This is a genomic window from Planococcus halotolerans (assembly GCF_003289955.1).
In the GTDB taxonomy this organism is placed as follows: domain Bacteria; phylum Bacillota; class Bacilli; order Bacillales_A; family Planococcaceae; genus Planococcus; species Planococcus halotolerans.
Window position 1 is genome coordinate 766,517 of record NZ_QLZR01000001.1, and the last position, 12,197, is coordinate 778,713.

The 12,197-nt window shown below is 44.5% G+C and carries 17 protein-coding genes; 3 read left to right on the plus strand and 14 right to left on the minus strand.

What is annotated here, in order from left to right; all coding sequences use genetic code 11:
- Window positions 1-50: 50 nt before the first annotated feature.
- From DP120_RS03760 to DP120_RS03770, 3 genes are read right to left on the minus strand one after another with little or no spacing between them, the layout of a single operon-like run.
- Entirely contained in the window at window positions 51-545 is a 495-nt protein-coding gene (locus tag DP120_RS03760; RefSeq protein ID WP_112221940.1) for a GNAT family N-acetyltransferase, read from the minus strand.
- Window positions 546-556: 11 nt separating this feature from the next.
- Complete coding sequence (locus DP120_RS03765; protein ID WP_112221941.1) at window positions 557-1,000, minus strand: ASCH domain-containing protein; 444 nt, start codon at window positions 998-1,000, stop codon at window positions 557-559.
- A 22-nt stretch (window positions 1,001-1,022) separates the two neighbouring features.
- Window positions 1,023-1,499: a GNAT family N-acetyltransferase gene (locus DP120_RS03770; protein ID WP_112221943.1), complete on the minus strand. Its 477-nt coding sequence runs from the start codon at window positions 1,497-1,499 to the stop codon at window positions 1,023-1,025.
- A 93-nt stretch (window positions 1,500-1,592) separates the two neighbouring features.
- On the opposite strand from DP120_RS03770, the gene DP120_RS03775 reads away from it, so the two are divergent.
- Window positions 1,593-2,117 carry a P-loop nucleotide/nucleoside kinase family protein gene (locus tag DP120_RS03775; protein ID WP_112221945.1) on the plus strand — a complete coding sequence of 175 codons (525 nt, stop codon included), beginning with the start codon at window positions 1,593-1,595 and terminating at the stop codon, window positions 2,115-2,117.
- 334 nt (window positions 2,118-2,451) lie between these two features.
- Here the strand turns inward: DP120_RS03775 and DP120_RS03780 are convergent, their stop codons facing one another.
- The 6 genes from DP120_RS03780 to DP120_RS03805 all read right to left on the minus strand — a co-directional run bounded on the left by DP120_RS03780 (window position 2,452) and on the right by DP120_RS03805 (window position 6,315).
- Entirely contained in the window at window positions 2,452-2,805 is a 354-nt protein-coding gene (locus tag DP120_RS03780; RefSeq protein ID WP_112221947.1) for a cupin domain-containing protein, read from the minus strand.
- Between the two features lie 62 nt (window positions 2,806-2,867).
- A complete protein-coding gene (locus tag DP120_RS03785; RefSeq protein WP_112221949.1) occupies window positions 2,868-3,542 on the minus strand; it encodes a metallophosphoesterase family protein in 675 nt (224 codons plus the stop codon).
- A gap of 56 nt (window positions 3,543-3,598) precedes the next feature.
- Complete coding sequence (locus tag DP120_RS03790) at window positions 3,599-4,135, minus strand: GrpB family protein (protein WP_112221951.1); 537 nt, start codon at window positions 4,133-4,135, stop codon at window positions 3,599-3,601.
- A 20-nt stretch (window positions 4,136-4,155) separates the two neighbouring features.
- A complete protein-coding gene (locus DP120_RS03795; protein WP_112221953.1) occupies window positions 4,156-4,626 on the minus strand; it encodes a GNAT family N-acetyltransferase in 471 nt (156 codons plus the stop codon).
- A 110-nt stretch (window positions 4,627-4,736) separates the two neighbouring features.
- On the minus strand, window positions 4,737-5,024 hold the full coding sequence (locus DP120_RS03800; protein WP_112221955.1) for a hypothetical protein: 288 nt from the start codon (window positions 5,022-5,024) through the stop codon (window positions 4,737-4,739).
- Window positions 5,025-5,073: 49 nt separating this feature from the next.
- Window positions 5,074-6,315 carry an MFS transporter gene (locus DP120_RS03805; RefSeq protein ID WP_112221957.1) on the minus strand — a complete coding sequence of 414 codons (1,242 nt, stop codon included), beginning with the start codon at window positions 6,313-6,315 and terminating at the stop codon, window positions 5,074-5,076.
- A gap of 216 nt (window positions 6,316-6,531) precedes the next feature.
- Between DP120_RS03805 and DP120_RS03810 the strand changes: the two genes are divergently transcribed.
- Entirely contained in the window at window positions 6,532-6,972 is a 441-nt protein-coding gene (locus DP120_RS03810; RefSeq protein ID WP_112221959.1) for a YybH family protein, read from the plus strand.
- A 98-nt stretch (window positions 6,973-7,070) separates the two neighbouring features.
- Here the strand turns inward: DP120_RS03810 and DP120_RS03815 are convergent, their stop codons facing one another.
- The 5 genes from DP120_RS03815 to DP120_RS03835 all read right to left on the minus strand — a co-directional run bounded on the left by DP120_RS03815 (window position 7,071) and on the right by DP120_RS03835 (window position 9,990).
- Window positions 7,071-7,736 carry an HAD family hydrolase gene (locus DP120_RS03815; RefSeq protein ID WP_338066461.1) on the minus strand — a complete coding sequence of 222 codons (666 nt, stop codon included), beginning with the start codon at window positions 7,734-7,736 and terminating at the stop codon, window positions 7,071-7,073.
- Window positions 7,737-8,231 carry a hypothetical protein gene (locus DP120_RS03820; RefSeq protein WP_112221961.1) on the minus strand — a complete coding sequence of 165 codons (495 nt, stop codon included), beginning with the start codon at window positions 8,229-8,231 and terminating at the stop codon, window positions 7,737-7,739.
- A gap of 53 nt (window positions 8,232-8,284) precedes the next feature.
- Window positions 8,285-8,782, minus strand: coding sequence for a GNAT family N-acetyltransferase (locus DP120_RS03825; protein ID WP_112222337.1), 498 nt, complete (start codon window positions 8,780-8,782; stop codon window positions 8,285-8,287).
- Between the two features lie 20 nt (window positions 8,783-8,802).
- Entirely contained in the window at window positions 8,803-9,576 is a 774-nt protein-coding gene (locus tag DP120_RS03830) for a nucleotidyltransferase domain-containing protein (protein WP_240611960.1), read from the minus strand.
- A 225-nt stretch (window positions 9,577-9,801) separates the two neighbouring features.
- A complete protein-coding gene (locus tag DP120_RS03835) occupies window positions 9,802-9,990 on the minus strand; it encodes a DUF3934 domain-containing protein (RefSeq protein ID WP_233786042.1) in 189 nt (62 codons plus the stop codon).
- Between the two features lie 642 nt (window positions 9,991-10,632).
- Between DP120_RS03835 and DP120_RS03840 the strand changes: the two genes are divergently transcribed.
- Window positions 10,633-12,129: a murein hydrolase activator EnvC family protein gene (locus DP120_RS03840; RefSeq protein ID WP_112221967.1), complete on the plus strand. Its 1,497-nt coding sequence runs from the start codon at window positions 10,633-10,635 to the stop codon at window positions 12,127-12,129.
- The last annotated feature ends 68 nt before the right edge of the window (window positions 12,130-12,197 follow it).

The following is a 12,197-nucleotide window of genomic DNA, read 5'->3' on the forward strand; positions in this document are numbered from 1 at the left end:
AAGAGGAGAAGCTGATTTTAAGCTTCTCCTCTTTTTGCTGTTTTATAAGCTTATATCTGTCTTGAATACCGCAGCGAAACCTGCTCTTCACCGGTATCTGTTCTTTCCGTTTTCTTCCCTTGAAGCTGAAACCCCCGCGCTTCGTAAAACGGGATGCCATGCTGATTGTCTTCCTGCACGGAAACCCATTGTTCCGTCGCGCCTTGCTCCTTCTGCAATTCGGTCAGCGCTTCAAGCAACAGTCTTCCGGTTCCTTTATAGCGGTAAGTTTCATCTACATAAAGCATGAATACCTCGCTTACGCCCGAATTGGTCATGCCGCCACCTATCACTCCCGTTACGTTAGAGTCGATCAAGGCCACATGCGTATAGTATCCGGCTTCCATATCGCTGCGGATGCGCTCGTGGTTATACCAGAAAGCTATATTTTGTTCCTGATACTCTTCACTTAATTTCCCCTCAACGGTTTGCTTCCATCCGGCCGAGCAAATCGCAGAAATAGCTTCTATGTGATTTTTAGTTGGTTTAATAATAGATACATCCATGTTCTTCTCTCCTATTTTGTATGGAGCGTCTCAAAACGCTCGCAGACGAGCTGCATCGATTCCGAGTATTCGAGCCCCAATTTCCCCAATTCGCTTTTGAAGAAATTCTTGTGTGCGTTCCACCAGAATTCAAAATCTCCTTCGCCTTCTGCCAAGGCGAATTCCACCGGCACTTCGTTCATCGGCATCATCGAAACTTCAGTAACGCGGATGATGGCAACCGGCTCCTCTTTCGCATCAAGCACAATGTTGTATTGGCCGACATGCGGCAAAGGCTCATTTTCAATTTCATAATAAACATGCGCAGAACAAGTCGCTGTTTTCTTGCCTTCGACGACCAGGTCCGCCAGCCAGTCCGCTTCCGCCCCGAATTGAAATGCTTCCACTTTTTCCGGCTTCAGTTGCCCTTGGTTTGCCCAATAATCATTCCAAAATTTTTCTGTTTGTTCATTCATCAATAAAACCTCATTTTCTAAATCAAATTGTATTGCTGCAGTAATAAACCATTTTTACAAATTCAAAAACGCTGCCATTGGTGGCCTGCTGGAACCGTTCCACTTCCTTGAAGTCCATCTTTTCATACACTTTTATCGCGCGCTTATTAAAAGCAGCTACGGATAACGTGATTTTTTCGGGGTTGTAGGTGGTTCTTGCAAATTTCATGCCAGCTCTCAAAAATTCAGTTCCATTTCCGTTGCCGGTCAGATCAGGTTTCATGCCCAGTCCGACGTCGATTGTGGCATCAGCCGCTTGAGTGAAGCTGTAGAACCCGACGACTTCTTTGTTTTGAATAACGCTGAAATATGTATTTTTCCGTTCCTCGGGATTCAGGAATTCCGCTAAATCTTCCGGATCCGCGTCCATATCGTAAAAGGAATACTCCCCGCTGTAACGCCAATGGGCAGCGATATCTTCTGCCTGCTGCTGTGTCATTGTTTGAAAAGAGTAGTCCATTGCTGTTTCACCTCTAGATTCGATTTAAGTAAGAAATAAGCTAAAATATAGATTATGCATCACATAAAATATTATGAGAAACGAGGAATTTCTATGTTCTTTATTCAAATGTCCGGATTTCCCGGCTCTGGAAAATCAGCACTTTCACGTGAAATCGCACAACAGTTTGGCGCAGTTATTGTGGACCACGATGTCGTCAAATCTTCTTTGATGGAATCGATCGAGGACGCGCCGATCGATTCAAAGCTTGCCGGCAAGATTGCCTACAACATCGATTGGTCGCTGGTCGAATTCCATCTCTCACAGGGATTCAATGTCATATTGGACAGTCCGTGTTTGTACAATGAACTTGTCGAAAAAGGAATTTTCTTGTGCGAAAAATATAATGCTACTTATAAGTATGTGGAATGCTACTTGGACGACATGGACGAAATCAACCGGAGATTAAAGACCCGCAACCGGATGGTTAGCCAAATCGGAGAAGTCCTTTCGTCGGAAGCTTTCACTTACACAATCGCCAACAGCAAAAAGCCTGTCGGATATGAAATCCTGACCGTCAATACCGACCAACCTCTAGAAGCGTATTTGCAGGAAGTAATCAATTATTTAAAGACATAAATGCATAAGAAAATCTTTATTCGCATAAAAGAGGCAGTACTGGCAATGAAATACGTGGAATTGGGCAAGAAACAGGTGTATTTCTGAAGTGCTGCAATTCTATGAGCGGTATTTTGTATTCTATGATCACTCATTGGGTTCTATGATCACTCATTGCATTCTATGATCACTCATTGGGTTCTATGATCACTCATTGCATTCTATGATCACTTATTAGGATTCTATGATCACTTATTAGGATTCTATGATCACTTATTAGGATTCTATGATCACTCAGCCGATTTCAGCTTAAAATAATTCTGTCCACTTCGCTTTTCCAGTAACGGCACAGCGATTATTCAGTCTCCATAAACAATGACGGGTCCAATTCTTCACTTTCAATGACGATTGCGGTCAGTCCGTTTTTCGACTTGGTTTCATGCCATTCGCCTTTTACCCAGAACACAGCGTCTCCAGACTCAACGTTAATATATTCTTCACTCTCCCCGCGAACAGATCCTTCCCCAGTTAAAACCAGCAACAGCTGCGGCACAACTGCCTGGTGGTATCCGACGATGCCGCCCTCTTCCAAATACATACAGCCTATGTTGGCCGCCTTATCTGTTTGAATAACGCGGGACATAATAAAATCGGAACCGAATTTCGAGATTTTTTTACCGTTGTTCTTATCAAATTTATAAATCTCCATTATGTACCTCTTTCTAATTGCACTTACTTTTTTATTCACTAAGCTGATTTATCGAAACAATTCTACCTTTTCTTCACAAAATAACTCTTTCGGCTCGGCAACTCCAGACAGTTTAACTGCCCGCCATAAGCCGCTCCGCCGTCGATGCCGATTATATTATTGTCACCAAAATAGATATCATTACTGCCTTCTCCCCGCAGCAAAAATGCCGGAGTGTGGCCGAATACAACCGTCTTTTCGCCTTCGTAGACTTCATAAAACTCTTCCCGTATCCATATCAAGATATAAGGGTCAGTCTCCTGAACCGGTATGCCGGGCTGAACACCCGCATGCACAAAAATGTAATCGGCTGTCTCATGGAAAAAGTCCATCTCTTTAATAAAGGCGATATGTTCCCAAAAGGAGTCTGATGTCGGTAGCTCGGCATCTTTGATTGACGGATCGTAGCTCTGCAAAGTGGGAATAGCACCATTCCTCGCCCATCTCTCCAAGGCAGCGGGTTCACCGTCCGCTGCAGCCAGCATCATCGCGTCATGGTTGCCGCTCAACACAATTGCGCCCAGCTTTTTCAACTCGATGACCCGCTCCAACACACCTTTTGAATCCGGACCGCGGTCCACATAATCTCCAAGTAAAATCAGCTGGTCTTCGGCAGCATCATACCCCGCTTTTTGCAACAGCTCCTCAAAAAGTTCAAGCTCTCCGTGAATGTCACTGATCACCAAAGTTCTTTTCATGAATAACACACTCCCTCGCTATACCTTCTTGATTGCCAGTAACCGATTTCCTTTATTTAAAGTGACTCTGTTCTCTTTGCAATAATTCCTTTCACAAATGCTTCCTTAAAATCTGTGTATTCTTTTATCCCTTTAGCAGCATTTTTCAAGTACGCAAATTTAATCTCCTGATATTGAGTTCTGGCTTCCACATTTAAATTCAGATAATCTCTAAAATAGATCAGGTTATCCCAGAGTTCTCCACGATATTCAACCAGATGGATGAAATGGGTCTTTTCCTGATACGTATCATCCGAAAACTTTGCCAGCACGATTTCGCCTGGTCGTTCCACTTTCAATCGGAGGAAACCTGTTTCCTGAAACGCCTGCAGCAACTCTTGATCCACTTGACCCAAGTCGTTAACTCCAACGACTAAATCCAGAATCGGCTTTGCAAGCATACCTTTGATCGCCGTGCTGCCAATATGTTCTATACGTTTTTCCTCAAGCCCAGTATTTTCAATCAGCTCTTTTTGCACGCGAATAAATTCTTCATGCCACTCGGGCGTATAGTCCACTACCCTTACTTCGTCCTGTTTAAGGCCCAGTTTCATAAAACTCCCCCTCCATACAATCAAACCAACGCTTTCAAAAAATGACTTCGCTCTTCATCTTTCCAGTCCACTTGATAGCCCATCTTCTTATAAAATTCAATCGCGCTATGCCACTCGTTGTTTGTCTCCAAGACCAGCTCTTTGTATCCCAGCTGCCTTGCTGTTTCCTCCAGCTTTCGCAGCATCGATTCGGCCAGGCCGCTGCGTCTATGAGACTGTTTCACAGACATCCGCTGGATTCTTCCGGCAGTTGCGCCTTCTTTGGTTAATGCTCCTGTGCAGACGACATTATTGTCTTGGAGACCGATCAGGAATACGCCGCCATCCCGACTGTAGTTTTGAATGATATTCCTTAGATCCGGATTGAAGGAATGATCCAAAAATCCGAACCGCTCTTCCAGCCCGTCGAGGATCAATTGCCTCGCCGCTTCTTCATATTGCTCAGTTACAGGCACGATTTGTATAGACTGCTGAAGATTATTAATGTTCATTTCTCTATTCCTCCAAATTTCCCTCTATTCGTATCACATTTCCGTTAACTTCCGGGCCGCTCCTTTTTGTTCAAGGTTCCTTAAATCCAAAAATCCCTATTTTTAATCTTTTAAATAAACGTGAACATGCCGAACAATATTGCAGCTATCGGAAACAGTATAAACAGCCAGTTTAATGCTTGCAGAACCCATATGCCAGAAGGCTTTTCTCCTTCTGTTTTCTTGATGTACCAAAAAGAAATGAAACCCAGTAATGGAGTTAATAATTGCAATCCTCCTCCATAATTGGGAGGAGCCGCATCAACTAATTCTTCTATCAAGAAAGAAAAGAGAACGAGATTAATCAGCAGCAGTATTAAGGGAAAGCGTAAGTTGAATTTTTTCTTGGAAAAATTCATTTAAACGACTCCTTAAGTTTTTATGTACGAAAACCGGTACAAGCGGATGCTAAACCAGCACTTCATTGTCAGCTTCTTCTTCCTGGTAGAATTCAGCCCGTTGCGGTTTGAAAACAAAGTATGAAAAGACAAAGGCCGAGAGCAGCATAATCACCGCAAGCGCTATAATCGTAATTCGCAGGGAAATGACGTCCGCCAAGATCCCGATTCCCAGGATGAAAATCACCTGCAAGCCGCTTTGAAGCAACTGAAAAATGCTGGTGACTCTTCCCATCAACGCAATCGGAATATTGTTTTGATAAAACGTGGAGATGCCGGCATTCATGAATACATTGAAAAAACCTAAAATCAGAAATCCTATCGTGATGGACAGGAACGACCAGGAAAATGCGTAAATGACATAGCCGACCGCCGTCATCAGTACTCCCAGCACAATCATCATTCTCAGGGAAAATTTAGAGGAAAAGACAGAAAGCAGAATGCCGCCGCTCACCGAACCGATTCCGGTGATACTGATCAACAGGCTGTAATCCACTTCTGACAGCCCGATCACCCGCTGCGTAAAAACTACTTCCTGGGCATCCATGGCGAACGAGAAAACCATGACTAAAATAAAGCCGAGATAAATAAATGCTATGTATTTGTTTTTGGAGATGAATTGATTAACTGCTGTGAAGTCGCTCTTTACCTGGGAAAAGGTCAGCGAAGGAATTTTCTCCCGGTCTATTTCTTCCTTCTCGGGCAGCCTCATAAGCAGGGTGGCGGCAATCACAAAGAATACTGCGTTGATCCAGAGCGTCATGTGAATGGAGCTTAGCAAAATCAGCGTACCACCAATGGCAGGGCCAATGATGAAAGCGCCGGAAGAAGTGACGGAACGGATGGAATTGAATCTTTTTCTCTTCATTTTTGGTACAAGCATTGTCGTATAGGTCACGGAAGAAGGTCCAAAAAAAGACTTGGCAACACTGAGGCATAACAAAATCGTGTAAATCCCGACGATGTTTGGCGCAAATGGAAGCAATGCGATGAATCCCGCCCGCAACAGATACGTTGCAATAATCACTCCTTTCTTGCTGCGGTAATCGATAAAGCTCCCGGTCCAGAACTTCGTTAAGATATTGACGATTGGCCCTATAATCCAAAGACCTGCCACAGCTGCAGCGGAACCGGTCATTTGGTAAACGATGATATTGATGGCGACTAGATAGATGAAGTCGCCGATGCCGGCAATTCCAAGTGAAGTCAGCAATACCGCCGGATCTTTCCATTCTTTTAGTCTTTCATTCAATCTGAATCCACCTCACTGAACATCTTCTCGGAATACACCCTTTTACAAAAAACTTATTTTTTATAATATTAGCATTAATTTCCATCAGTATAAAAAGAACTTTTATAGCTGTTCTTCATTCAACGTATATAAAAGAAGGGGAAAAATTCCTGAATCCCGAATTACTTCAATAGCAAGTAATCACGTAAGTACAGCCGGCAGAGGAGGAAGTTGTATATGACAGAGAAATTCCACAAAGTTCAGGACGTACTGGATACTTACAAATCAGCCATCTACAAACAGGATGCTGACAAATTTCTCGCCATCTACAATCCGGATATCCATATTTTCGACAGCTGGAATAAGTGGGAGAGTAGAGGGATTGCGGCTTGGAAAGAAAATGTGGCGGAGTGGTTCAATGGTTTGGGCAAGGAAAACATTTTGCTCCAAGTGGATTTTAATGACGTCGTAATCGAAGAAGATGAAAAAGCGGCATTCGTGCATTGCGCGGGTACTTTTGCTGCCCACGATGAAGATTCGGATGAGACACTGCGGCAAATGACCAACCGGTTCACTTTCGGCATGAAAAAGGTCAATGAGTCCTGGAGCATCGTTCATGAGCATTCATCTTTGCCTATCGACATGGATACCGGAAAAGGGATTTTTGACTCGAAATAAAAATAAAAGGGATTGCCGCGGCAATCCCTTTTGGTTTTTGATAAATGTGCGAGGACTTGTCCTGAAGGCAATTCCGTTTGAACCCAGTAACAATACCCTTATCGAAAGATTTTTAAAAGATCTTCGAAACTATCGATGGCTTCATCATACTCGTTTACTTGTCCGAATCCGAAACTTGCGTATACAAAAGGAATTCCAGCGAACTTGGCTGCCTTCAAATCCCCTTCTGTATCTCCTACATAAACCGGAGATGATAAATTATTTCTTTCAATGACCAAGTTGATATTTCCCCCTTTTGAGAGACCGGTTCGCCCCGGATTTTCAAAATCCCCAAAATACTTCTCCAAGTCATGATACTTGTAGAAAGCTTCTATATAACCTTCCTGGCAATTGCTCACAATATATAGTCGATATCTTTGTGATAGCTTTTCAAGAACTTGCTCTACATTTTCATAAAGCCTTCCCCCTTGTTTTGCCAGGAATACATTTTCCACTTCGCTGCATTCTTTTACTAATTGCCCACGTTCACTCTCACTTAATGCAGGAAAGAGTTTCCGGCTTATTTCGTTCATCTGCAATCCCATCGTTGCTTCTAAATCTTCTCTGCTTAATTGCTGTTTCTCCTGCTTTTTCAGAATGCTGTTCCAAGCCAACAGCACAGTGTCTACAGAATTCCAGAGAGTTCCATCTAAGTCGAAAATGATACTATCCAATTTTCCACGGCTCCTTTTTGCTGCTTGTTCTTCTACAGGCAGGAACATCATTTACTCCACATCCAACGCAACTACATAACTCGCCTGCCCCTGCTCCCAATGCGCAAAAATCTCGAAAAGCGTCGGACCCTCATGCTCGGACAGATCGAATGCAATGGGATATGCAGTGCGGTTGCCCGCTTCGTCCCAGACGAACAGTTGATAGGACAGCGGCGGTTTGCCGAATTCCAGCGTGACATCTGCCTGAGGCTCGACTTTCCGTGCGTTGTCCGTGCTTATCATTTCGTGCGGCGGATCTGATGACGCCTCGACCCCGACCATCGATTCCTCTTCCGAATCGTAATAACTCCAGCTGTATACTCCCCGGAATGTCCGGATGGTGTCGTCGCCGATTTTCAGTTCAAGAGCCGGTGGTGTTCGGGACTGTGAATGGATGGGCTCCGACTGATCGGCCTGGTCGCCTGCTTGCTTGTCAGTCGTTCCGCAGCCATAAAGCAGCACCGCAACGGTAAACAACCCGACAATAATTCTAAACTTCTCCCGCATCTTGTCAGCCCCTTTGCTGCAGTAGTCGACTTCCATGCCCAAAAGGTTCCAGCTTAGCGTTCACGGGTAATTTCCATAAGCCATTTCCGCTCTCCGTTGATTTTCTTTATCTTTTGAAAGCCGCATTTTTCGTAGCAGCGGATGGCACGCGGATTGGTCAATTCGGGGTCGACCGTGACAGCGTCAGCTCCTTTTTCATTAAAAACGAAGCTTAGAAATTCAGTGAGCATTTGCGTGCCGTAACCTTTGCTGAAAAGTGCCGGTTCACCGATAAACTGGTCGATGCCGTAAATAGTTTCTTCTATAGAATAGCCATAGCTTTTATAATCTTCATCCGTTAGCCGGTAGCATTGCATAAACGCGAACGGCTTACCCTCTGTTTCGGCGATATAGGGTTCCACCGCAACCGCGCCATCAATTCGGGGACCATATTTTTCGCGTATTTGAATGGTACTCAGCGGCGCGTCGGGATCCCCGAAAAATTCAAGGACTTCCTTCGTGTTGAGCCATTTTGACATCAGCTTCAAATCTTCATGACTCATTTTGCGCATTTCCAATATTCCTTCCTCCTCTACAGCACCAAAGCCAGTGCCCGGCTCACTATTTCACTGTTATCATCCATTCCAACCCGCTCGCTCATTGTTTTATTGAGCCGGGTGAATTCCGTCGATATGCTTTCGAGCGCCGTCAATATACTGCTCGGATGACGGCCCGCTTCCCAACTGGCCAAGCGCTCCAGCTGGTCTTCAGTTAGGCGGCTCCTCGACCCTTCGATTTTCGACCAAACCTGATAGGGACTGTCGAGATGCCGTCCCATTTCCATATACCAGCCGTATGCTGTGAGCCAGCGGACGCTGTCGAGATTGGCAAGCGCGTAATAAGGTTCGCCCCTTCTGGCTGCGCGGTAAGTTTCATGGATGAACGCCAGCATCTTCGTGCGCCAGAATTCCACTTCCGCAGGCGTGATTTTGTAGACGGCCTCTTCCGACAGCTGACGGATCGGCTCAAGAATGCTATGCGGATCATAGAGGATCTTCATACCTTTCATCCAAATCGACGGTTTGAGATCGTCGGCGGTGTGGTACCAGGAATCAACTTTAACAAAGCAGTCGTAATGGCTGACAATCACGGGCGACGCCGCAATTCCTTCAAAAAACAGCACATTGCCCCACTTCCCTGCACGTCCGAACTTATCGGCAATAAAACCTTCCAGCTTTTCGGGTTTCACGACGGTATGAAGGTCTATGTCCGAGTAGCTGTCCGCATTCCCCTTAGCGAGGGAGCCGGCCAGATAAATTGCAAGTACATCAGAATCCTGCTCGAGATCCTGCCGAATTCGGTCCAACAACTGACGCCTCACTTCGGGTAATTGACTGTCACGCTGCAAATTTTTTTCTTCATTTGTCATCTCTTAGTCCTCCTGCCGTTTCTGTATATATCCATATCATTCCATTCGATTTACATAGAAGCAACATTTTTTGGTACAAAAGAAGGAGATTTACAGATAAAAGAAGAAGAAATAGAAAAAGCCGCCCTTTTCAGGACAGCTTCAGCATTTCTTCTATTAACATTAACCATCAATCCAGCCGGGTTCATCAGCGCTCGTTTTTTCACCTGATTTATTGTCACTGGATTTCTTGTTGTTTTTGCTAGTGTACGGCTTAAAGCTCTTGGCTTTATTGGATCCCGCTTTCCAGCGATTCCAGCCTTTTTTGCCAGTTCCCTGGTTGGTGCCGCTTTTTTTCTTTTCTTTTGCCATTTCCATCACTCCATTACTACCTTGCATTATAGCACGGGGGACGCCCATTTGGCACACCGTCCAGCCCATGCTGCGCAAGAAATTTCGAGTCAGTTCCCCAACACTTCCTAGAATCATTATCCTCAGATAAGTTTTACCCCGACATTTTTTAAGAGTTTAAATCTGTCCCACTCTTTTTTTATTACTGTTTTATTTCAATTAAATGCAGGAAGATTTACCCGCTATTTTTACCGCTTTCCCTTAGCAGCTCAGTCAGTTGAATTTATTCTACTGGGATTCCTATCCGCTTTCAATTTGCTCAGCTGAAATCATTTATTTGGAATAAAGCGGCAAACCCTTACTATTACTGCCTTAACTGAAGTGATTTATCAGATTTTTCACCAATTTAATGAGGATGAGCAACTTTTGGCACAGGGTATTCTGATTTTATTTTACACAAGAACGGAATTATGCCTTCCTGCCTATAAAAATTACCAAAGTGGCGCTGAAAATGATATACAACTGTAATATAAATTAGGTTTAGAGCTGTTATACTGAACTTGCTGCAATTATACAGCATCATAATTTTATCCAACAAAACTATTTGACAGTATATATAGAAACGATAGAAAGAGACCGGAAATTCGAAAGGGGAAAAACAACTTGAACTTGAAGTCGAAATGGATGTTGTCTGGGATTTCATCATTACTAGCCATCTCAATTTTATTGCCAACTGCCGATATTAATGCCAATACGTTAAACAAGCTTGAACAGCAACAACAGGAAGCTGAGCAGAAAAAAGAAGAATTGAACTCAGGCATTCAGGAAAAAGACAAAGAAATCAAAGTTACGAAATCCACATTGGAAACAATCCTTGGGAAAATCCAGGAATTGAACAATAAAGTCGAGGAAACTGAAGGCAAGATCAACAGTGTCCAGGCCGATATCGATAAAACAAAAGCTGAAATCGAAGAGTTGAGAAAATCAATCGAAGAATTGAAAATTAAAATTGAAGAACGCACTGCATTGCTTCAGGAACGCGCGCGCGCAATCCAGTTGAGCGGCGGATCTGTTGACTACATCGACGTCCTTCTTGGCGCCAACAGCTTTGTTGATTTTATCGACCGTTTCTCTGCAGTCAGCACATTGATCGATGCTGACCGCGAAATCATGCGCGAACAGGCAGCGGATAAAGAATTGCTGGCAGAACAGAAAGCTTCTGTCGAATCAAAACTTGCGCAGCAGGAAGCTCGCAATGCTGAACTGAAAAGCTTGAAATCCGATCTTGACAGCCAGAAAAAACAGCAGGGAGTACTTGCTGAAGAGTTGAAAGCAGAACAAAAACGCCTTGAAAGCGAAAAAGGCGAAATGACTGAAGAATACGCCGACGTTATTGAAGTCAGCGCAGAATTGGAAAACCAAATCGTTGCCGAACAAGCCCGTCTTGCTGAAATGGCACGTAAAGCTGAAGAAGAGCGCCAGGCTAAATTAGCAGCTGAGCGTGCGGCAGCTGAAAAAGCAGCGGCAGAACGTGCAGCGGCTGAAAAAGCGGCAGCCGAGAAAGCAGCGGCAGAACGCGCGGCAGCTGATAAAGCAGCCGAAGAGCGTGCAGCAGCAGAACGCGCAGCAGCGAAAAGCGAAGCTGAGCGTCAGGCAGCAAACGAACGTGAAGCAGCAGCGAAACGCGAGTCAGCTGCGAAAGAAAAAGTAAGCGCCCCTGCACCAGTTGTTTCAGCACCTGCAGAAGCAGTAAGCTCAGGATTTATCCGTCCGGCATCCGGCCGTATTTCATCACCTTACGGCTACCGTACAATCTTCGGAGCAAGAGAGTTCCACTACGGTATTGATATCGCCAACGGTACTGGAACAACAATCAGCGCAGCAGCTTCGGGTTATGTGACGTATGCAGGATCAATGGGATCTTACGGTAATGTCGTTATGATGACGCATTCCATCAACGGCAAAGAACATTCAACTGTTTATGCTCACTTGAATTCCATTTCTGTTGGAGTAGGATCATATGTCTCTCAAGGCGGCCGTATCGGCGCAATGGGCAGCACAGGACGCTCAAGCGGTCCTCACCTTCACTTTGAAGTACACGTAGGCCCATGGAATGGCTCGCGCACAAACGCAGTCAACCCAATGAATTACATCAACTAATATAGAAGAGCAAGCACCTTTGGGTGTTTGCTCTTTTTTGTTTGGGTGAAGGATTTAATAGATGGGAG

What these genes read in the sequence shown, in the direction of transcription:
- DP120_RS03825 (WP_112222337.1), bottom strand. Translation starts at nt 8,782, where the DNA reads ATGCGCAAAATGAGTCATGAAGATTTGAAGCTGATGTCAAAATGGCTC.
- DP120_RS03775 (WP_112221945.1), top strand. Translation starts at nt 1,593, where the DNA reads ATGTTCTTTATTCAAATGTCCGGATTTCCCGGCTCTGGAAAATCAGCA.
- DP120_RS03765 (WP_112221941.1), bottom strand. Translation starts at nt 1,000, where the DNA reads ATGAATGAACAAACAGAAAAATTTTGGAATGATTATTGGGCAAACCAA.
- DP120_RS03800 (WP_112221955.1), bottom strand. Translation starts at nt 5,024, where the DNA reads ATGAATTTTTCCAAGAAAAAATTCAACTTACGCTTTCCCTTAATACTG.
- DP120_RS03820 (WP_112221961.1), bottom strand. Translation starts at nt 8,231, where the DNA reads ATGCGGGAGAAGTTTAGAATTATTGTCGGGTTGTTTACCGTTGCGGTG.
- DP120_RS03760 (WP_112221940.1), bottom strand. Translation starts at nt 545, where the DNA reads ATGGATGTATCTATTATTAAACCAACTAAAAATCACATAGAAGCTATT.
- DP120_RS03835 (WP_233786042.1), bottom strand. Translation starts at nt 9,990, where the DNA reads ATGGCAAAAGAAAAGAAAAAAAGCGGCACCAACCAGGGAACTGGCAAA.
- DP120_RS03815 (WP_338066461.1), bottom strand. Translation starts at nt 7,736, where the DNA reads ATGATGTTCCTGCCTGTAGAAGAACAAGCAGCAAAAAGGAGCCGTGGA.
- DP120_RS03780 (WP_112221947.1), bottom strand. Translation starts at nt 2,805, where the DNA reads ATGGAGATTTATAAATTTGATAAGAACAACGGTAAAAAAATCTCGAAA.
- DP120_RS03810 (WP_112221959.1), top strand. Translation starts at nt 6,532, where the DNA reads ATGACAGAGAAATTCCACAAAGTTCAGGACGTACTGGATACTTACAAA.
- DP120_RS03795 (WP_112221953.1), bottom strand. Translation starts at nt 4,626, where the DNA reads ATGAACATTAATAATCTTCAGCAGTCTATACAAATCGTGCCTGTAACT.
- DP120_RS03785 (WP_112221949.1), bottom strand. Translation starts at nt 3,542, where the DNA reads ATGAAAAGAACTTTGGTGATCAGTGACATTCACGGAGAGCTTGAACTT.
- DP120_RS03770 (WP_112221943.1), bottom strand. Translation starts at nt 1,499, where the DNA reads ATGGACTACTCTTTTCAAACAATGACACAGCAGCAGGCAGAAGATATC.
- DP120_RS03790 (WP_112221951.1), bottom strand. Translation starts at nt 4,135, where the DNA reads ATGAAACTGGGCCTTAAACAGGACGAAGTAAGGGTAGTGGACTATACG.